We start from the raw sequence: 19,946 nt of genomic DNA on the forward strand, positions 1-19,946 counted from the left end.
ATGAAACAATCCATGATCGATATCCATATGCAGGTCATGTGGAACCGGCTGATTTCTGTCGTTGAAGAGCAGGCGCAGACCCTGATCCGCACGGCCTTCTCCACCTCCGTGCGCGAGGCGGGCGATCTGTCGGCCGGCGTCTTCGACCTGGAAGGCCGTATGCTGGCGCAGGCGGTTACCGGCACGCCCGGCCACGTCAACGCCATGGCGGAATCCGTCGCGCATTTCATTCGCGACATCGGGCCGGACAATATCTTTGAAGGCGACGTCTACATCACCAATGATCCCTGGAAGGGAACGGGCCACTTGCACGACATCACCGTCGTCACGCCCTCCTTCCATCACGGCAAGCTGGTCGGTTATTTCGCCTCGACCGCGCATGTCGTCGATGTCGGCGGCCGCGGTTTCGGGCCGGATGCCCGCGAAGTTTATGAAGAGGGTCTCTTCATCCCGATCATGAAATTCTTCGAGCGCGGCGAGCTGAACCGGACGCTGATCCATATCGTCCGGAACAATGTTCGCGAAAACGACAAGGTCGTCGGCGACTTCTATGCGCTCGCCGCCTGCAACGAAACGGGCCAGCGCCGGCTCGTCGACATGCTGACGGAATTCAACCTCCCTGATTTGTCGACGATCGGCGGCTTCATCCTCAAGCACAGCCGTGAGGCAACGCTGGAGCGGCTGAAGAACCTTCCGCATGGCTCCTGGAATTATAGCCTCGATCTCGACGGCTATGATGAGCCGGTGCATCTCGCCGCCAAGCTGAGCATCGGCCCCGAGGGGATCGTGGTCGATTTCGACGGCACCTCGGGCATGAGCAAGTTCGGCATCAATGTGCCGCTCGTCTATGCCAAGGCCTATGCCTGCTACGGCATCAAATGCGTCGTGGCGCCGGAAATTCCAAATAACGCTGCCTCGCTTGCACCCTTCGAGGTGGTGGCGCCGGAAGGTTGCATCCTCAATGCCAAGCGGCCGGCGCCGGTCGCTGTCCGCCACGTTCTCGGCCATTTTGTCCCGGATCTCGTGCTGGGCGCGCTGCATCAGGCGCTTCCAGGCCAGGTGCCTGCGGAAGGTGCCAGCGCACTCTGGAACCTGCATATGAGCGTGCGCCCCGTCTCCGATCAGATCGGCGGCAAGGGCGCAGAAATCCTGATGTTCAATTCCGGCGGCACCGGCGCACGCGCCGCTCTCGATGGCTTGAACGCCACCGCCTTTCCGAGCGGCGTGCACACCATGCCGATCGAGGCGACGGAGAATGTCGGCCCCGTCATCGTCTGGCGCAAGGAATTGCGCGAGGGGTCGGGAGGTGCCGGCGCCCAGCGCGGCGGTCTCGGTCAGATGATCGAGATCGAAGCGGCCGAAGGCTTCAGCTTCCGTTTCTCCGCCATGTTCGACAGGCTTGGCCACCCCGCCCGCGGCCGCGAAGGCGGACTGAGCGGCACGGCCGGCGCAGTTGCGCTCGACGACGGTACGGTTCTCAAGGGCAAGGGGCTGCAATTCGTGCCCGAAGGCCGGCGCCTGGTTCTGTCGCTTCCGGGCGGCGGCGGTTACGGCGATCCGGCACATCGCCCGGCTGAGGCGATCGAGCACGACCTGAAGCATGGATACATCACCGAAGAACAGGCTGAAGCCTACGGCAGGAGCCGGACTAAGGGAGGCAAGGCATGAACATGATTGCATTCGAAAGCACACGCGTCGCGACGATCAAATCCTCGCCGTCCATGGCGGTGTCGGTCGCCGCCAAGGCGATGCGGGCCAAAGGAGAGCATGTCGTCGACCTGTCGCTCGGCGAGCCAGATTTCGACACTCCTGATCATATCGTTCAGGCGGCGATCGAGGCCATGCGCAAGGGGCTTACCCGCTATACCGCGCCGGACGGACTGGTGGAGCTACGCGAAGCGATCGTCGCCAAGTTCAAACGCGAGAACGGCCTCGACTACGCCATGGATGAGATCTCCATCGGCAACGGCGCCAAGCAGATCCTCTTCAATGCATTCCTGGCCACGCTGGAGCTCGGCGACGAGGTGGTCGTGCCGGCGCCTTACTGGGTCTCCTACACCGACATCGTCGTCCTGCATGGCGGCATTCCGAAGATCGTGCCTTGCGGTGTCGAGGATGCCTTCAAGATCACAGCTGCGCGGCTGGAAGCAGCTATCACGCCGAAGACGCGTTGGTTCCTGTTCAATTCTCCGTCCAATCCGACGGGGGCGATCTATACGGCGGACGAACTGAGGGCGCTTGGTGCGGTGCTGGCGCGGCATCCCCACGTGGCGATCATGTCGGATGAGATCTACGAACATATCGTCTGCGGCGACGTGCCCTTCACGTCGTTCGTCGTCGCGTGCCCGGAGCTGAAGGACCGCACGCTCATCATCAACGGCGTATCCAAGGCCTATGCCATGACAGGATGGCGGCTCGGCTATGCGGCCGGCCCGCGGGAACTGACCAGGGCCTTGAACAAGCTTCAGTCCCAGAGCACGACCTGCCCGTCCTCGATCACCCAGTTTGCGGCCGCCGCAGCGCTCAACGGTCCCCAGGATTTCGTCACGACGGCGGTTGCCGAATACAAGGCGCGCGGCGAACTGGTCGCTAGGGGTTTCAGCGCGATACCCGGTCTTGATGTGCGGGCTCCGGACGGGGCCTTCTACCTCTTTCCCAAATGCGCCCACTATATCGGCAAGACGGCGCCCGACGGCGCCAGGATTTCCAACGATACGGACCTGGCCTCCTATCTCCTCAGGGAAGGCAAGGTCGCCACCGTTCCCGGTGCGGCTTTCGGTGTCGAACCCTATATTCGCCTTTCCTTCGCGACATCGCGCGACAATCTTGCCATCGCCATCGAGCGCACCGCCGATGCACTGGCCAAACTTCGCTAAAGGGAAAATTCGATGACCGATTATCAGCGCACGCTTCTGACCGGCGCGGCCGGCGCTCTGGGAACCCAGCTGCGCGAGTCAGGAACAAGGCTTGGCAAGATCCTCAGGCTGTCTGCACGCAAGCCCTGCGAGAACCTCGAGCCGCACGAGGAGGATTTCCCGGCGGACCTTTCCGATTTCGACGCTGTTTCGAAAGCCGTGGAGGGCTGCGACGCCATCATTCATATGGGTGGTCAAGGGCTGGAGGCTCCCTGGAACACCATCCTCAACGCCAACATCGTCGGCAGCTACAACATCTATGAGGCGGCCCGGCAGCATGGCGTCAAGCGCATCGTCTATGCCAGCTCCGTTCACGCCATCGGCTTTTACGAGCGCACCGAGACGATCGACGGCGATGTTCCGACCCGTCCTGATAGTCTCTATGGCGTGTCGAAGACCTTCGTCGAAAACCTCGGCCGTTACTATTTCGACAAGTTCGGGATCGAGACCGTGAGCCTGCGTATCGGCTCGTCTTTCCCCGAGCCAACAGACCGGCGCCATCTCATCACCTGGCTTTCCTATCGCGATTGCCGCCAGCTCGTCGAAAAGAGCCTGTCGGCCGAACGCGTCGGCTTCATGGTCGCCTATGGCATGTCCAACAACAGCCGGGCGTTCTGGGACAACCGCACGGCGGCATCGCTCGGATACAGGCCGGAAGACAGCGCCGACGATTACGCGGACAAGGTTTTCGAGAATACGAAACAGGGCGATCCCAACGATCCGGCGGTGCGCTTCCAGGGCGGCAGCTTTGCCGCCGCCGGCCACTATGAAGACGAGAAGAAGTGAGACGCCCTGATGCAAGCTTCCAAGTCGTCCTATGACGTGGTGATCGTCGGCGGTGCAGTGGTCGGCAGTTCGACGGCATATTTTCTGGCGACCAACCCCGACTTCAACGGATCGGTCCTGGTGATCGAGAAGGACTGGACCTATCAGCGATCGGCGACGGCACTGTCTTCCAGCTCCATCCGCCATCAGTTCTCGAATGCGATCAATGTCAAAGTCTCGCAGTTCGGGACGGAGTTCATCCGCCACTTCAAGGAAAACGTCGCCATCGACGACGACACGCCCGAGATTGGTTTTCACCAGGCCGGTTATCTGTTCCTCGCCGAGGACGATCGCGGCGATCAGGTTCTCCGGCGCAACCACGAGACCCAGGTCTCGTGCGGCGCGGAGGTGACGCTGCTCGATCCGGATGGTCTCGGCCGCCGGTTTCCCTGGCTGAACCTCGAAGGATTGACGCTCGGCAGCACCGGCGAGCGGGGCGAGGGCTGGTTCGACAGTGTCGGTCTGCTGCAGGGCTTTCGCAAGAAGGCGCGCTCGCTCGGCGTCGAATACATCGAAGACGAAGTCGTCGCCATCAACCGAGAGGGAGACCGCATCGTTTCCGTGTCGACGAAGAGCGGCCAGACGATTGCCTGTGGCACGATGGTCAACACCTCAGGCACCAACGGCAAGAAAGTCGCTGGGATGGCTGGGCTCGACGTCCCCGTGGAGCCACGCCGACGCTCGCTGTTCGTCGTCGATTGCCGAACGCCCCTGGAAGGAAAGGTGGGGCTGACGATCGACCCCACCGGCGTTTTCTTCCGGCCCGAGGGCAAGTTCTATCTGATGGGCACCTATCCCAAACATGACCCTGAGGTGGATCCGAACGATTTCGACGTCATGCATGACGAATTCGACGAGGAAATCTGGCCGATCCTGGCGAACCGGGTGCCGGCCTTCGAGGCGATCAAGGTCGTCAATTCCTGGGCCGGCCACTACGACTATTGCACCCTCGATCACAATGTCGTCCTCGGACCGCATACTGAGGTCAGCAATTTCCTCTTCGCAAACGGCTTCTCGGGGCACGGTCTCCAGCAGTCGCCGGCCATGGGACGGGGTCTCTCGGAACTGATTACCTATGGCGGCTTCAAGACCCTTGATCTTTCGCCATTCGGCTACGAGCGGGTAGTCGCACAGCGCCCTTTCCTCGAAGACGCCGTCATTTAACGAACAGCAGAGGGGCTCCCGATGAGAAACGAAACATCCAAGCGCAGCGGCGGCCAGGCGCTCGTCGATGCCTTGCGCATCCATGGTGTCGAGCGCGTGTTCGGCGTGCCGGGCGAAAGCTATCTTGCTGCCCTCGACGCCTTTCACGACGTGGAAGACACCATCGAATTCATCGTCTGCCGGCAGGAAGGCGGCGCCGCCTACATGGCGGAAGCCTACGCCAAGATGACCGGCAGGCCCGGGATCTGCTTCGTGACCCGCGGGCCGGGCGCGACGAACGCGTCCGTGGGCGTGCACACCGCTTTCCAGGATTCGACACCGATGATCCTGTTCATCGGGCAGGTGGCGCGCGATCAGATGGAGCGCGAAGCCTTCCAGGAAATCGATTATCGCCGCATGTTCGGCCAGATGGCGAAGTGGGTCGTCGAGATCGAGGATGCCGCCCGCATCCCTGAGCTCATCAGCCAGGCATTCCACCGAGCCGTCAACGGCCGGCCAGGACCGGTGGTCGTCGCTCTTCCGGAAGACATGCTGACCGATATGGTCGATGTCGCCGACACCCCGCCCTACAAGCGAGTTGAGGGCTTTGCCGGCCCGCCGCAATTCGAGGAATTGCTCGGCCTTCTCTCCGAGGCGAAACGCCCGATGGTTGTCGTTGGCGGCGGCGGCTGGACGCAGCAGGCCGTTGCCGACCTGAAGGCGTTTTCGGAAGCCTTCGGCCTGCCTGTCGCAGCTTCCTTCCGCTGCCAGGATCTGTTCGACAATACGCACGAAAACTATGCGGGCGACCTCGGTCTTGCCGCAGGGCCGAAGCTGATCCGCCATGTGAAGGATTGCGACCTGCTGATCTCCATCGGCGCCCGTCTCGGGGAGATGACCACTGGCGCCTATACGCTGATCGACATTCCGGTCCCGAAGCAGTTGCTCGTTCACATTCATCCGGGCGCGGAGGAGCTGGGGCGCGTTTATCACGCGCGATTGCCGATCAATGCCAGCGTCGCGGGTTTCCTCTCGCAGGCGGCAAAGCTGAAGCCGCGGGCTGCGCCGGTGTGGAAGGACTGGACCAGGACGGCCCATGCCGACTATCTCGAAAATCTCGCGCATCCTGAGGTGCCCGGTCCGGTGCAGATGGGCGATATCATGGAATGGCTGCGCGGCCATCTCAAGCCGGACGCCATTCTGACCACCGGCGCCGGCAATTATTCCGCCTGGGCGCATCGCTTCTATCAGTATCGCACCTTCCGCACCCAGCTCGGACCGACAAATGGTTCCATGGGCTACGGCGTGCCGGCGGCGATCGCCGCCAAGATCACCGATCCCGCGCGCACGGTCGTTGCCTTTGCCGGCGACGGATGTTTCCTGATGAACGGTCAGGAACTCGCAACCGCCATGCAGTATGACGCTCGCGTCATCTTTCTGGTCATCAACAACGGCATGTATGGCACGATCCGCATGCACCAGGAGCGTGAGTATCCCGGCCGCGTCTCCGGCACCCGCCTGACGAACCCTGACTTTGCCTCGCTGGCGCGATCCTATGGCCTCCACGGTGAGACGGTGGAAAAGACCGAGGACTTCGCCGGCGCCTTCCAACGCTGCGAGGCATCCGGCAAGCCGGGTCTCATCGAAATCCGGATCGACCCGGAAGCGCTGACGCCGAAAATGAGCCTGACGCAAATTCGCGACCAGGCGATCGCACAGGGAAAGTGATCGCAGGAAAAGGCGCCGCCTCAAAAAGCCGGGCGGCGCCGCAGCAGACCAGCGGAAAGTGAAGTCGCTTGAGGGGCGTGGACAAGGATCACCCCCAACGGCAAGCCAGCGGCGCTGATCCTTGATCCTTTCCGTCGTGGAAAACGGTAAGATAGGAGCGCAGGAAGCGTCGCAGCAGGCGGATCATCCTTTCCTTCCCCTGACTTAATTCTCCGTTTCGCTGCTCGTCGGCTCATTGAGCATCGTGCGGTAACGATGGAGGCTTTCCTCCAGATGGACGATCAGCGCGGCCTTCGCAGCCTTGGCATCACCCTGGGTGATGGCTGCCAGGATCGCGGCATGTTCCTTGTTGATCTTCTTCAGGTAGGTGCTGTAGCCGCGCGCCGATTGGCGATGCTTGAGCACGAGGTCGAAATTGATGCTCTCTATCACCGCTTCCAGAAAACTCGGGAAGTGGGGATTGCGGGTGGCACGGGCGATCGCAAGGTGAAACTCGAAATCGGCGCGTGCTTCGACCTCGGCATCCTCCGTCACCAGGTTTTCAAGGTTGTCGTAGGCGCGGGCAATTTCAGCCAGCGCCTCCGGCGTGCGCCTCGACGCTGCAAGGGCGACAGATTGTATCTCGACGCCGAGCCGCAATTCCAGGATCTGCATCGCGGAGCGAATGTCCTCGATGCGGCTGATTTCGAAATTGAGGGTCTTTGCGTCCTTGTCGCTCACGTAGACGCCGGCACCCTGTCGCGCGGTCACACGTCCGCCAACCTTGAGAGAGGTGAGCGCCTCGCGAATGACGGTTCGGGACACGCCGAACTCTTCGCACAGCTGGGCACTTGACGGAATTTTCTCGCCGGGAGCATAAAGACCGGAGTCGATCCGTTCCATCAGCTTCGCAACGACGATTTCCGCGAGATTGCCTCGTTGCGTGATGATTGACACTGGTTTGCTCCGATTTTCACGATCAAATTTAGCACATATCACATATCATGCCACGTCTGATTGCGGAATGTCGGCTCTTTCAGACATTATCTTATCGATGACCTGAAAGGGGTGCGGGAGGCGCTTGTAGTCGATTTCCTTCACCTGCGAGCGGCATGAATATCCGGTGGCCATGAGACTGTCGGTGTCGCCGGCGGCATCGACCTCCGGCTTCCAGCTCATCGCATAGAGGCGCTCGGAGATCGGTCGATTGCGGGCCTCGTGGCCAAAGGTACCGGCCATTCCGCAACAACCCGTTTCTGCTGCCTGAAGGTCGATGCCGAGGCTGCCGAACACCTGTTTCCATTGCGCAATGGAGGCGGGCGCATTGGTGCGTTCGGTGCAATGGGCCATCAATCGGAAGCTCCTGCCTTTGGCGGCGGAGGGTGAAGCGGCAAGCCGGCCGAGGTTGGCGGCCAGCCATTCCTGCGGAAGGAGAATGTTCGCCTTCAACATCCCTTTGTATTCGCTGCGGAACGCAAGCGTCATCGACGGATCGAGCCCGACAAGCGCCACGCCCGCGTCACCCAACTGCTGAAGATAGTGCGCGGTCCGCCCGGCCGCAGCCTCGAAACGCCCGAGATAGCCGTGAACGTGCAGGGCTTTGCCATTGACGTGGGACGCAGCGAGGAAGGGCGAAAGCCCCATTTTCCGCGCAAGCCCGATCGCGGCGAGGGCGACTTCAGGATCGAAATAGGCGGTAAATGCATCGGCGACGAAGATGACGCTCTGCTCCCTCTCACGCGGCGACAAGGTCTCGATCCGCCGAGGGGTCGCAAGCGGCACGCCAAGGCGGGCGGCTTCCTTCGCCAGAGAGATCCGCGGCAGGCGAGGCAGGGATGTCAGGCCGGCAACGCGCATCATCATCCTGCCGGCTCGCGTGCCGACGACCAGGTTGTAGGCAGGTCGTATCCGGTGGACCAGGGGCAGGGTGGTCTCGATGGCCGCGACGAGCGGATCCTTCAGCGGACGGAGGTAGCGTCCGTAGTAAAGCTCCAGGAATTTGGAGCGGAAGGCCGGGACGCTGACTTTCACGGGACATTGCCCCGCGCAGGCTTTGCACGCCAGGCAGGTGTCCATCGAAGCGCGGACCTCGTGGGAAAAGTCGTCCCGATTTTGAGGGTTCAGCGAGTTGAAGACACGCCGCGCGAAGCTCGCGAGCGGAACGCTCTGCCGCAGGCGTTTTGCCTCCTGGCGAGCATCGATACCTTTCTCGGCAAGCAGCCTCAGCCATTCCCGCATCAGAGCGGCGCGGCCCTTGGGCGAAAAACGCCGGTCGCGTGTCGCCTTGTAGGAGGGGCACATGGGACTCGTTTCGTCGAAATCGAAACATGCGCCGTTGCCGTTGCAATAGGCAGCGTTGTCGAAGGCTGCGCGGATCTCGTTGCCGATGATGCGGTCGACGTCTCCCCGCAGCGGAACCTCGTCGATCTTCAGCAGCGCTTGGCCGCCGGAAGGCGTTGCGATCTTGCCGGGGTTGAGACGGTTTTCCGGATCGAAAGCCCGTTTGATCTCCTGCAGGCTGGGATAGAGGTCGCCGAAGAATTCAGGCACATATTCGGAGCGTACCCCCTTGCCGTGCTCCCCCCAGAGCACGCCGCCATATCTACGCGTCAGCGCCACGACGGCGTCGCTGACCTCCCGGACCAGCCGGACATGGTCATCGCGGGTGAGATCGAGGGCAGGCCTCACGTGCAGGACGCCGGCATCGACATGGCCGAACATGCCGTAGGAAAGGCCCGCGCCATCAAGCAATGCGCGGAATTCGCGGATATAGGCCGCGAGGTTTTCCGGCGGCACTGCGGTGTCCTCGACGAAGGCGACAGGCCTGACCGGTCCGTCCACATTGCCGAGCAGGCCGACCGCCCGTTTGCGCATCGACCAGATCGCCTCGACATCGGCATGATCCCGCGCGATCGTATAAGCCAGGTGACGGGCATTCGCGCCCGTGGCAAGCGCGGCGGTCACCTCGGTCAGTCTGCGTTCGAGTTCAGCCTCATCGTCGGCGAGCACTTCGGCGATATTGATGCCGTTCGTGGTTCCGCCTGCATCGTCGGGAAAAAAGCGAGCAATGCCCGTCCAAACGATATCGCCCCTGGCAAGCCCGAGAACTTTCTCATCGACCGTTTCCACTGAGGCGACCTTCAACGCCACGAGCGTGCGGGCATCCTCCAATGCGGTGTTGAAGTCCCCGTAGCGAATATTGATCAGTGCCGCATGGGCGGGGATCGGCAGAAGGTTGAGTTCGGCTTCGGCAATCATCGCCAGCGTTCCCTCCGAGCCGCAGAGGATGGCGTTGAGGTCGAAGCGTCCGTCGCCCCGCCGGATGTGAGCGAGGTCGTAACCGGTCATATAGCGGTTGAGTTTCGGAAAAATCTCGGTGATCCGATCGCGTTTTTCGCGCGCGATGCGGTCGACCGTCCTGTGGATCTCGCCGACACGGTCCTGGCGCCTGGCGATCTCCGCGAGTGCCTCCGCATCGAGCGGACGCGACCACCAGTCGGTGCCATCGGCAAGGACGATGCGCAATCCCAGCACATGGTTGCTGGTCTTGCCGTAGAGGCATGAACCCTGGCCGCAGGCATCGGTGGAGACCATGCCGCCGATGGTGGCGCGATTGGAGGTGGAGAGTTCCGGCGCAAAAAACAGGCCATAGGGCTTCAACGCCTGGTTCAACTGATCCTTGACCACGCCCGCCTGGACCCGCGCAATTCTCCTGATAGGGTCGATCTCAAGAATGGAATTCATGTGTCGCGAGCAGTCGACGACGATGCCTGAGGTGAGGGATTGACCGTTCGTGCCGGTTCCGCCGCCGCGCGGCGCGACAGTGATCCCGCGAAAGGCCGGTTCCGACAGCACGGCCGCCGTGACCTGCAGATCCTCGATCCCCTTGGGGAAAAGGATACCGGTCGGCTCGATCTGATAGATGGAATTGTCGGTCGAAAAAACGGCCCGGCTCGCCGCGCCGGTTTCGATGTCGCCATCGAACCCTGCCTCGATGAGCGGCTGGAAGAATCCCCCAGCGGGAAGGGGTATTGAACCGTTCGGCCGGAGGCGTGGAATCATTTCGAGACCTTCAGAATGCACTTGAGCTTTGTCGAAGTTGGCATATAAGTGATAACATACAATACTAGCGGCGTAACTGAAAATACTGAGGTGGAACTTTGAAGAACCAGACCGCAATCATCGTCGGCGGCGCTTCCGGGCTCGGATTGACGACGGCCAAGCTGATGATCTCGCATGGGGCGACCAGGATTGGGCTCATCGATCGCAATGAGCAGCTGCTCGACGTCTCGGCCGCGGCGCTTCGCGCTCTCGGCGCCGAGGTGGCAACGGCGGTTGCCGACATTTCCCGGGCGGAAACGGCTCATCGCGGGTTCAATGAGATCGCCGGCAAGCTCGGTCGGATCCACGTGCTCGTCAACAGCGCCGCCATCTATCCGAGACGCCCTATTCTCGAGATCACCGACGAGGAATGGGACCTCGAAAATGCGATCAACGTGAAGGGTACCTATCATATGATGGTGGCCGCCGTTCTTCATATGCGCCAGCACGTGAACGCGCCTGCGGTTACCGGGCGGATTGTCAACGTGACCTCGGTCGATGCTTTCAAGGCTCATCCCCAGAATGCGCATTACGCCGCAACCAAGGCGGCTGTCGTCAGTCTGACGAAATCCTTTGCCCAGGAATGCGCCAAGGACCAGATCCTTGTCAATTCCGTCGCTCCTGCCGGTTTTGCGACGGATCGCGCTCGGGAGCTGGGATTTCTTCCGGAGCTGGCCAAGGCCAGCGCGCTTGGCCGCGCGGCCGAGCCGGTCGAAATGGCGGAGTGGATCGTCATGATGGCATCGAGCCGCAACACCTATGCCACCGGCGAAAATGTCGTCGTCAGCGGAGGCTATATCTATGTCTGAGCCGCTGCCCTATCAGGTCGCCCTTGTCACCGGTGCGACGAGCGGCATCGGTCGCGCCACCGTCGGCAAACTACGCGAGATGGGGCTGACGGTTTATGCCGTTGGCCGAAACGCAGAGGCGCTCGAGGAACTGGCGCGAGAAAGCGGGGCGAAGCCGGTCCGTGCCGATGTGCGCGATACCGCCGAAATCGTCAAGCAGCTTCACGGAACAGACGTCGACATCCTGGTCAACAATGCCGGCATTCTCTCGACACGGGCGACATTAAGCGAGATCGAACCGTCCGAGATCGATGCCATGATCGACATCAATCTCAAAGCCCCGATGCATCTGACCCGCGCATTCCTGCCTGCTATGGTTGAGCGAAAGCGCGGCCACCTGATCTATATCGGTTCGAGCGGCGGCCAGGCACCCTATCCGAACATGGCGGCCTACGGCCCGTCGAAGGCCGGGCTCAGCCTGTTTTGCGACAATCTGCGCTGCGACCTGCTCGGGACCTCGGTTCGAGTGACCGAGGTGGTGCCGGGCCGTGTTCAGACGGAGCTTTATCGCACCGCAATAGCGGGCAACCAGGCGCGGACGCTGCTTTATGACGGCTATCGTCCGATCCAGCCTTCCCACATCGCCTCGATTATCTCCAACGCCATCGAGCTTCCCGTCTTCGTCGACGTCGCCAGGATAGAGGTCTTCCCGACGGACCAGGCGACGGGCGGCGGCAGCATGGTCAAATTCCCGGAGCAGTAGGCGGGTGCTCGCTCGCTTCGAAAAGGCCGCGGGCCGCCTCGACCATCGACTGCAGGTGATCGAGGTCGCGCACGCCCTGTCGGTAGAGCTCGATGATGATGCTCGCCATTCGTTCGGCTTCGTCGCTGTCCTTTGCCACCTGGTAATCGGCGCTGAGCCTGTCGAAGACGCGCTGGCAGGTTTCAAGATCGCGGGAGTCCAGCGGCACCTGCGATCGGTTTTTGATCGTTTGAACCATCTCTATTCCCTCGGATGAGGCCCGCCCGGCGAGGCCGGCGGGCCGGAAAACGCCTTAGAAGTCCATGCCGGGGCCGGCGGGCATTGGCGGCGGCGCGTCCTTCTTGGGCTTCTCGGCGATCATGGCTTCCGTCGTGACGAGGAGGCCGGCGATGGAGGCCGCATCCTGCAGCGCGGTGCGAACCACCTTGGCCGGATCGATGACGCCCTGTGCATAAAGGTCGCCATATTCGCCCGTCTGAGCGTTCCATCCGTAGGAGAACTCGCTTTTCTCGCGCAGCTTGCCGACAATGACCGAGCCTTCCGCTCCGGCGTTTTCGGCGATCTGGCGAGCCGGCGCCTCGACCGCGCGGCGAACGATGTCGACACCGACGCGCTGGTCACCATTGGCGGTCTTGACGGCGTCGAGCGCCTTGACGGCGCGCAGCAGCGCCACACCGCCGCCCGGCAGAATGCCTTCCTCGACCGCCGCGCGGGTTGCATGAAGCGCGTCGTCGACGCGATCCTTCTTCTCCTTCACTTCGACTTCCGTCGAGCCGCCGACGCGGATGACGGCAACGCCGCCAGCGAGCTTGGCAAGACGTTCCTGCAGCTTCTCGCGGTCGTAGTCGGAGGTGGTTTCTTCGATCTGAGCCTTGATCTGGGCCACACGACCTTCGATGTCCGTCTTGGCGCCCGAACCGTCGACGATTGTGGTGTTCTCCTTCTCGATCGATACCTTCTTGGCACGGCCGAGCATGTCGAGCGTGACGGATTCGAGCTTGATGCCGAGATCTTCGGAGATGACGGTGCCGGCGGTCAGGATGGCGATGTCTTCAAGCATGGCCTTGCGGCGATCGCCGAAGCCGGGCGCCTTGACGGCGGCGATCTTCAGGCCGCCGCGCAGCTTGTTGACGACGAGCGTTGCGAGGGCTTCGCCTTCGACGTCTTCAGCGATGATGAGCAGCGGCTTGCTGGACTGGACGACGGCTTCGAGAACCGGCAGCATCGATTGCAGGTTCGAGAGCTTCTTCTCGTGGATGAGGATATAAGGGTCTTCGAACTCCACCCGCATCTTGTCGGCATTAGTCACGAAGTAGGGGCTGAGATAGCCGCGATCGAACTGCATGCCTTCGACAACTTCGAGTTCGGTTTCGGCGGTCTTGGCTTCTTCGACGGTGATGACGCCATCATTGCCGACCTTTTCCATGGCTTCCGCCAAAAAGCGGCCGATTTCGGCATCGCCATTGGCGGAGATCGTGCCGACCTGGGCAATTTCGGAATTGTTGGAGATCTTGCGGGCGTTGGCCTTCAGTTCCGCGACGATGGCGGCGACCGCAAGATCGATGCCGCGTTTCAGGTCCATCGGGTTCATGCCCGACGTAACCGCCTTGGCGCCCTCCTTGACGATTGCCTGGGCCAGCACCGTTGCGGTGGTGGTGCCGTCGCCGGCAATGTCGCTGGTCTTCGAAGCAACTTCACGGACCATCTGGGCGCCCATGTTTTCGAACTTGTCTTCGAGTTCGATTTCCTTGGCGACCGAAACCCCGTCCTTGGTGATGCGCGGAGCGCCGAAGGACTTCTCGATCACGACGTTACGGCCTTTCGGGCCGAGGGTCGCCTTCACGGCGTTGGCCAGAATGTCGACGCCACGCAGCATCTTCTCGCGGGCTTCGGTGCTGAATTTGATTTCTTTAGCAGCCATGTCCTCACTCCTTCATAGGCAGCCAGAGCAATTCCAGGAAAAGTGCGTAGCGGTTTTTCCGTTCGGAATTGCGTCAGAAATAAAAACTTGGAGCGGTTCTGCGTTTCCAGATGCGCTCCTGCCCTGCATTGACTGATGTCCGCAGGGATCTCATGCGGCCTGCTTCTTTTCGCCCTGGGCTTCGATGATGCCCATCACGTCGCTTTCCTTCATGATCAGCAGGTCTTCGCCGTTGATCTTGATCTCGGTACCGGACCATTTGCCGAATAGGATGCGATCGCCGGGCTTGACGTCGAGCGCCTGTATCTGGCCGGCGTCGTTGCGTGCGCCGGGGCCGACGGCGATGACCTCGCCTTCCTGCGGTTTTTCCTTGGCGGTGTCGGGAATGATGATGCCGCCCTTGGTCTTTTCCTCTGAATCGACCCGGCGGACGAGAATGCGGTCATGAAGCGGTCGGAACGACATGTCTTCCTCCATCGACAAACAATGATGACGTTGTTCCCTAGCCGGACCGGATGACCAATCCGGGCGGGTGCGCAGCGCGCGAGCCGCGAGCCCTGCGAGAATGATTTGGTTCGACGGTTTTGCAATTCAAGAGGGATGGAAGAAAAATTAGCACTCCCTGCCCGTGAGTGCCAACGCCTGACAGGGAACAGAAAATCGGCTCCCGCGTTCGAATGATGAAGGCGATGGCGCCGTACCCGAGGCGAGTTCGAGCTATACTGAACTGAATCCGGATTTTGGCGTTCCCAACTCTTTGGTGATCGAGGCTTAATGAGCTCGAGCAGCGTCCCACGTCTTTTGGAGTGAGTGACATGGAAGAGAAGTCCAATATAATCAAAGACCTCAGTATCGAAGAACGCGAGGAAATCCTCGTCGATATCGCTCGAACGCTGGAGGACACGGCGCGTGAGGCCTATGTCGAAGGCAATACGCATTTTGCCGCACTTTCCAACAACATGGCCGAAGCGATCCGCGTCAATGCCGATGAACTCGCCCGTGACGATCCAGAAAATGCCGAGCTCGTATTTCAGCAGGCAACGGCGATGATCTCGCAATTCGAGGCCGTGCACCCCTATCGGATGGTGAGTATGGCCGTTCATTGATTGCCGCCCGGACGGTGCGGCTCGATCGCCCGCTCAAATCAATCGCAACCCACGCGGAACTCTCACTGCTTGCAAAGGTTATTGGATCACAACATCGAGAGGTGATCCATGATGACTTCCAGATCCAACGTGCCGCCCGAGAGCGGGACAGATGACGCTCGTTCCGCCGATACGGAGCGAGCCGAGACCGATCGCAAGCGAGCATTGGAAAATGCCCGGCGCAACGTGAGTTCGACATCAGATCGCGATAGCGGCACTGAAACCCCAAGCCTGAAGCTTGCGAAAGAATATCTCAGCCTTGGCGGCCACCGTCGGTCCATGATCGACGACAACATCACCGATGTTCGCCAATGGGATGAGGATCCACCCGAGGCCGAGCGGTTCTGGAAGGAACGGGTGGAGACGCTTTCGAAGGGCAAGCGCAAACAGGTGGAGGATTTTCTTCCAACCATCAACACGCCGTGAAAGCGGCTGGGTCCGTTCTTCGGACGAAATGCGCTTGGAGGCGATCATGGCTATAGACAAGCACGAGCAGATCCGTCGCCGTGCCTACGAGATCTGGGAGACTGAGGGCCGCCCGGATGGCGCCGACGAGCGCCATTGGCTTCAAGCCTGCGACGAACTTGCCGGCGAGGATGAGCATGAGACGCTGCAGAACCTGCTCGATGAAGACGATAGGGATGATGCAGCCCTGCTTCAAGGCGCCGGTGAGAGCGGCGATCTCGATCGGCGGCCGGCGAGGCCTGTCCAGGCCGCCGTGGCTCCCGTCCCTGACATCGAGATGACGACGGGCGAAAAGCCTTCTCGATGGAAGATCAGGAAGACCGAGGGACCGTGATCGCCATGCAGCATCTTGATCATGCCATCCAGATTGCTCTTACGGCCCATGAAGGTAAGGCGGACAAAACCGGCCGGCCGTTCTTCGAGCACTGCCAGCGGGTAGCCCTTCTGGTTTCCGGTGACGAGACGCGAACGGTCGCCTATCTTCATGACGTCGTCGAGAAGGGAAGCGGCTGGACGCTCGACAGGCTGAGGGAAGAAGGCTTTCCGCCGGCGATCATCTCGGCGGTGAATGCTCTGACAAGGCGGCCGGACGAGCCGGATGACGACTTCGTCAGACGTGCGGCATCAAACCCGCTGGCCTTGCCCGTCAAACGGGCCGATCTCGAAGATAATCTCCGGCAGGCCGAACAAGCTGACAAGAAAACGGAAAAATACCAGCGCGGCCTGGATCTTCTGCGCGACATCAGGAACGGACAATAGGAGTTCGGACAAATTTGCGCAGTTCGCCTGCAACTGCCACCAAGGTTGGCAATCGGCGCAAGAGCGCACTGCTCGGCTTCCATGTCATGTGCCGAGCGCGACTGCAACCTGGCCTCCGCTTGCAGCGGCGGAGGTCGTTGGCTCTATTTCATGCTTTGTTGGTAAACCACACGGTCGGCGCGCCGAGCACGCCTCCCGTGCGCATCGCCGTCTTCAGCTCGTCCAGCTTGCTGAACGTTTGCGCCGCTTCAAGCGTGGCAAACTCGTGGGTGACGGTAATATCGTTCGGATTGTCGATGGCTCGATAAACGGCTTGCGCCGTCACCCCATTGGCCTTCTGCACCGGCGAAAACGCATCATATATCTTGCGCCAGGCGGCGTAATCGGAGACCTCGTGCCTTACGAATAACGTCGTCATATCATCCTCCCGCGTTGCATTTCCAGGTTTGGTTGAGAGGCGTTTTACGATTGCACGAGGAACACCATGGTCTCGGGCAAGACACCATCATTCGCCATCGCATCGGCCGCTGCCTTGGTCTGCATGAAGGCCATCAACTTTTCCATATCAGCAACGTCCATGACCAAACCAACGCGATTAGACGTTTGAGGGTCTGTAAACGTGCGAATGTTCGTGACGCCAATCGGTTCCAATACCTGCTTGCGGATGGGTGAAGCGAGCCAGTGCTTCGTGTCTTTGACATTGTGATGGACCATTATGGTAGGCATTGCATCCTCCTCTGGCCTTGAAAAATGAAAGGCCAGTACATCACTACGCTTTGCTAAACTTTAGTTCAACAATATTGCGATGAGGGGGTGTTTTGCTATTTCTGCCGAAGATATAAATATAATTATTTGGAGTAATCCGAAAATATTACGGTTGGCCACCGGTTTTGGCGCGTGTTATTTTTCCGGCAATGGCTTTCGCAATAGTTCAGGCGTCCGCGACCGCCGCGCGAGAGACGACGGAGGTTCAGGATGAACGAACGCCGACCATTTGATCTCAGGGCCTATGTGCACGACATCGGAACAAGGTCATGCTTTATCTGCGGATTGGTCAGGAATGACCCCGACTTCTTTCATCATCGCGTTTTTGAAGACGACGAGACGATCATCTTCCTGAGCAAGTATCCCACTCTGCCAGGCTATTGCCTTGTCTGTCCGAGGGAGCACCTCGAGGATCTGGCGCGAGACATGTCGACCGATGAATATCTTCGACTACAGGAGAATGTGCATATTTTGTCTCGCGCGCTCAAAAGCGTGTTCGACGCCGAACGAATTTATGTGCTTTCGCTCGGCAGCCAGCAAGCCAATAGCCACCTGCATTTTCATGTCGTTCCCTTACCCTCTGGTGTGCCTCTTGAAGAGCAGCAATACCACGCGCTGATGGCGGAGTACGGGGTTCTGCAGATACCTGACGATCAAATGGCACAGTTGGCGCAGCGCATTGCCGAAGCATATCGTTCCGAGTTGACCGCCCGATAATCAACCGTCCGGCTCGCGGTTGAAACCCGGAAGCCAGTGCCTCCAAGCTACGTCCCGAGAGCGAATGCCGGCACCCCCGCGCCTTTCTCTCGAAAGAGCCGCTCCACCTCGTCGAGGCGGGGGTTGGCGGGCGGGTTATCGAGCGCATTTGCCCAATTCTCGCGACTGGGAAGCGCCATTGCCGCAGTTGCGAGCACGATGGTTCCGGGGCCGATTTCGCCGCGCAGCTGCGGCAGCAGGGTCTTGGCGTGGATGAGGTTGGTGTTTGGGATCGGGCTCATCGCATGGCCGGCCCTCGGATTGGGCGATAGATCCACGATAGCGCTGACGTCGGTCTGCCCGTACCAGACAGCCCGGCCATCGCTTACATCGGAGCGGTCGGCATTGAAATCCGCGCGTTCGATCGCAAAGCCGCCTTCGATGGTGCTGAGGGCGCGCGGCGTAGCGATGCGGTGTAGGCGGATGTGCCACGGGTTTTCGGGAAGCAGCCAGGTTTCGATGGTGACGTCGTTCCAGGGGCGCCAGCGCGAATAGAGCAGGTCGCCTGTTATCAACGCCTCTTCGAGGGTTTCCCGCATGCGGAAATGGACGCCGTCGTCTGAGAGACCGAGCATGCCGTCGAAGCTTGCGGCGGAGAAATTCCGGTCGTCGGCTTCGATGTTGAAAGCGTAGCGCGTGGAATAGACGAATTTCGAATATTTCTCGTTTGCGCCGAGCATCTTGTCGTGCTGCTGCCCTGAGGAGAGCACAACCACGTTTCCCGGCGTGTGCATGGCGACCATTCCCGCCGGCGTCAAAGCGACCGGCTCCGGAAATTCCGGCTGCGGCGCCTCCTCGGCGGTCCAGAACGGATGATCCCCCGCAAGAGCGAGCGGCAGGAAGAATTTCAGCGCCCAATAGGGTGACGCGGGAGAATTGTAGCTCTCGCTCATGAAGAGGTTCGGATAGCCGTAGCCGACGGAGAGAACGCCGTCGCGCTCGGCAATCGGCATCGCCGACCACCAGCGGATATGGCGCATGTAATAGCCCTTGATCTCAGCCCAGGGCAGCGCTTCGACGCCGGCAAAGGCAAGCGCGCCCCAAAAGCCGCCCGCCGCGAAGCGGTAGGTCTGGCTGCGGCCGAAGGCAAGTGCCGCGCCATCGGGGCCGAACCAGTGGCGGATATCCCCGGCAAAGGTCTGGGCGCGACGCCGGAAGCGGTCCTTGCGCGCCTCGTCGCCTCGCGCCAGCACCGCATAGATCAGGCCGTAGAAATGCATGGCGAAGGGAATGTAATGATCGACCCGCCGGACCGGTCCGTCGCGATACCAGCCTTCCCCGAGGTCGAAAGCTTCCAGTTCTTCGAGATAGGCGAGGGTTTTCCGGTGATCGAACGCCACGCTTACGCGTTCCAGCCCGAGATCGATGAGCACACGAAAGAATTTCCAGTTGTTGTCGATGAATTCCAGCTCGCGCGCTCTGAGAAGATAGGCAGCGACCGTCTTCTTATCGCTGTCGTCAAGCGGTTCCCAGATATGCTCGGGGACAAGCGCCAGGGCGAAGCCGACGGCGGCGAGCTCGACCAGCCGCTGATTGCGGTCGGTAAGATCGCCCCAATATTCGGGATGAGCAGGATTGGTGCCGTTTGCGAGCCCGCGCCGATAGAGCTCCCAATGCGGGAACGCACCGCCGCCGGCAGCGAGCGGAACAATTCCCCAGAGCGGCCGCGCAAATCCTTCCAGATCCGCCGCTGCCCGGTCGAAGATCGCGCCGGCTGCACCGAGGCGCACACGAGCGCCGCCTTCGGAAAAATACGGCAGCAGCGGTTCGAACAGATCGATGACGGCCTTGGAGAGGTCGTCGCGTGTCTTCAGGGGATTGCCGAAAAGCGGATTGGCCCGGGCGGGATCATATATCATTGTCAGCTCGAAATTCATGGAAAACCCGATCGGC

20 protein-coding genes are annotated in these 19,946 nt (G+C 60.8%); 12 read left to right on the plus strand and 8 right to left on the minus strand.

Annotated elements, in window-relative coordinates; genetic code table 11:
- From ACD590_RS29005 to ACD590_RS29025, 5 genes are read left to right on the plus strand one after another with little or no spacing between them, the layout of a single operon-like run.
- The gene (locus tag ACD590_RS29005; protein WP_439003974.1) at positions 1-1,668 is read left to right on the plus strand and encodes a hydantoinase B/oxoprolinase family protein; all 1,668 of its coding nucleotides are present in this window, start codon (positions 1-3) and stop codon (positions 1,666-1,668) included.
- Positions 1,665-2,876 carry a pyridoxal phosphate-dependent aminotransferase gene (locus ACD590_RS29010; RefSeq protein ID WP_439021024.1) on the plus strand — a complete coding sequence of 404 codons (1,212 nt, stop codon included), beginning with the start codon at positions 1,665-1,667 and terminating at the stop codon, positions 2,874-2,876. The genes ACD590_RS29005 and ACD590_RS29010 overlap by 4 nt, the downstream gene beginning before the upstream one ends.
- A 12-nt stretch (positions 2,877-2,888) precedes the next feature.
- Positions 2,889-3,701 (plus strand): NAD-dependent epimerase/dehydratase family protein, encoded by an 813-nt coding sequence (locus tag ACD590_RS29015; protein ID WP_047620786.1) that lies wholly within the window; start codon positions 2,889-2,891, stop codon positions 3,699-3,701.
- 9 nt (positions 3,702-3,710) lie between these two features.
- Entirely contained in the window at positions 3,711-4,904 is a 1,194-nt protein-coding gene (locus ACD590_RS29020; protein WP_130653627.1) for an NAD(P)/FAD-dependent oxidoreductase, read from the plus strand.
- 21 nt (positions 4,905-4,925) lie between these two features.
- Positions 4,926-6,611 carry a thiamine pyrophosphate-binding protein gene (locus ACD590_RS29025; protein ID WP_439003976.1) on the plus strand — a complete coding sequence of 562 codons (1,686 nt, stop codon included), beginning with the start codon at positions 4,926-4,928 and terminating at the stop codon, positions 6,609-6,611.
- 204 nt (positions 6,612-6,815) lie between these two features.
- Here the strand turns inward: ACD590_RS29025 and ACD590_RS29030 are convergent, their stop codons facing one another.
- Positions 6,816-7,547, minus strand: a complete 732-nt coding sequence (locus ACD590_RS29030; protein WP_439003977.1) for a FadR/GntR family transcriptional regulator — start codon at positions 7,545-7,547, stop codon at positions 6,816-6,818.
- Between the two features lie 45 nt (positions 7,548-7,592).
- Complete coding sequence (gene ydiJ / locus ACD590_RS29035; protein WP_439003978.1) at positions 7,593-10,652, minus strand: D-2-hydroxyglutarate dehydrogenase YdiJ; 3,060 nt, start codon at positions 10,650-10,652, stop codon at positions 7,593-7,595.
- 98 nt (positions 10,653-10,750) lie between these two features.
- On the opposite strand from ydiJ, the gene ACD590_RS29040 reads away from it, so the two are divergent.
- Both ACD590_RS29040 and ACD590_RS29045 read left to right on the plus strand, forming a co-directional pair.
- The gene (locus tag ACD590_RS29040; RefSeq protein WP_113542737.1) at positions 10,751-11,500 is read left to right on the plus strand and encodes an SDR family NAD(P)-dependent oxidoreductase; all 750 of its coding nucleotides are present in this window, start codon (positions 10,751-10,753) and stop codon (positions 11,498-11,500) included.
- Entirely contained in the window at positions 11,493-12,242 is a 750-nt protein-coding gene (locus tag ACD590_RS29045; protein WP_439003979.1) for an SDR family oxidoreductase, read from the plus strand. The genes ACD590_RS29040 and ACD590_RS29045 overlap by 8 nt, the downstream gene beginning before the upstream one ends.
- Here ACD590_RS29045 and ACD590_RS29050 read toward each other — a convergent pair.
- From ACD590_RS29050 to ACD590_RS29060, 3 genes are all read right to left on the minus strand, one after another.
- Entirely contained in the window at positions 12,223-12,480 is a 258-nt protein-coding gene (locus tag ACD590_RS29050) for a hypothetical protein (RefSeq protein ID WP_130729564.1), read from the minus strand. The two genes, ACD590_RS29045 and ACD590_RS29050, sit on opposite strands and share 20 nt — an antisense overlap.
- A gap of 54 nt (positions 12,481-12,534) precedes the next feature.
- Positions 12,535-14,163: a chaperonin GroEL gene (groL, locus tag ACD590_RS29055; RefSeq protein ID WP_113542739.1), complete on the minus strand. Its 1,629-nt coding sequence runs from the start codon at positions 14,161-14,163 to the stop codon at positions 12,535-12,537.
- Between the two features lie 150 nt (positions 14,164-14,313).
- On the minus strand, positions 14,314-14,628 hold the full coding sequence (locus ACD590_RS29060; protein ID WP_018445052.1) for a co-chaperone GroES: 315 nt from the start codon (positions 14,626-14,628) through the stop codon (positions 14,314-14,316).
- A 350-nt stretch (positions 14,629-14,978) separates the two neighbouring features.
- On the opposite strand from ACD590_RS29060, the gene ACD590_RS29065 reads away from it, so the two are divergent.
- From ACD590_RS29065 to ACD590_RS29080, 4 genes are all read left to right on the plus strand, one after another.
- Positions 14,979-15,269 carry a hypothetical protein gene (locus tag ACD590_RS29065; protein ID WP_113542741.1) on the plus strand — a complete coding sequence of 97 codons (291 nt, stop codon included), beginning with the start codon at positions 14,979-14,981 and terminating at the stop codon, positions 15,267-15,269.
- A 108-nt stretch (positions 15,270-15,377) separates the two neighbouring features.
- Positions 15,378-15,734 carry a hypothetical protein gene (locus tag ACD590_RS29070; protein WP_439003980.1) on the plus strand — a complete coding sequence of 119 codons (357 nt, stop codon included), beginning with the start codon at positions 15,378-15,380 and terminating at the stop codon, positions 15,732-15,734.
- A 46-nt stretch (positions 15,735-15,780) separates the two neighbouring features.
- Positions 15,781-16,107, plus strand: a complete 327-nt coding sequence (locus ACD590_RS29075) for a DUF2934 domain-containing protein (RefSeq protein WP_439003981.1) — start codon at positions 15,781-15,783, stop codon at positions 16,105-16,107.
- A 5-nt stretch (positions 16,108-16,112) separates the two neighbouring features.
- A complete protein-coding gene (locus ACD590_RS29080) occupies positions 16,113-16,532 on the plus strand; it encodes an HD domain-containing protein (protein ID WP_439004067.1) in 420 nt (139 codons plus the stop codon).
- Positions 16,533-16,680: 148 nt separating this feature from the next.
- Here ACD590_RS29080 and ACD590_RS29085 read toward each other — a convergent pair whose 3' ends face one another.
- Both ACD590_RS29085 and ACD590_RS29090 read right to left on the minus strand, forming a co-directional pair.
- On the minus strand, positions 16,681-16,950 hold the full coding sequence (locus tag ACD590_RS29085; protein WP_018245942.1) for a hypothetical protein: 270 nt from the start codon (positions 16,948-16,950) through the stop codon (positions 16,681-16,683).
- 44 nt (positions 16,951-16,994) lie between these two features.
- Positions 16,995-17,258: a hypothetical protein gene (locus ACD590_RS29090; protein ID WP_018245941.1), complete on the minus strand. Its 264-nt coding sequence runs from the start codon at positions 17,256-17,258 to the stop codon at positions 16,995-16,997.
- 249 nt (positions 17,259-17,507) lie between these two features.
- On the opposite strand from ACD590_RS29090, the gene ACD590_RS29095 reads away from it, so the two are divergent.
- Positions 17,508-18,014: an HIT family protein gene (locus ACD590_RS29095; protein ID WP_047620770.1), complete on the plus strand. Its 507-nt coding sequence runs from the start codon at positions 17,508-17,510 to the stop codon at positions 18,012-18,014.
- Positions 18,015-18,061: 47 nt separating this feature from the next.
- On the opposite strand, the gene ACD590_RS29100 is transcribed toward ACD590_RS29095, so the two are convergent.
- Positions 18,062-19,912 carry a DUF2264 domain-containing protein gene (locus ACD590_RS29100; protein WP_113542796.1) on the minus strand — a complete coding sequence of 617 codons (1,851 nt, stop codon included), beginning with the start codon at positions 19,910-19,912 and terminating at the stop codon, positions 18,062-18,064.
- Positions 19,913-19,946: the final 34 nt, after the last annotated feature.

Origin of the sequence: Rhizobium sp. 862_C5_N1_2, from assembly GCF_051811205.1 — a bacterium.
In the GTDB taxonomy this organism is placed as follows: domain Bacteria; phylum Pseudomonadota; class Alphaproteobacteria; order Rhizobiales; family Rhizobiaceae; genus Rhizobium; species Rhizobium leguminosarum.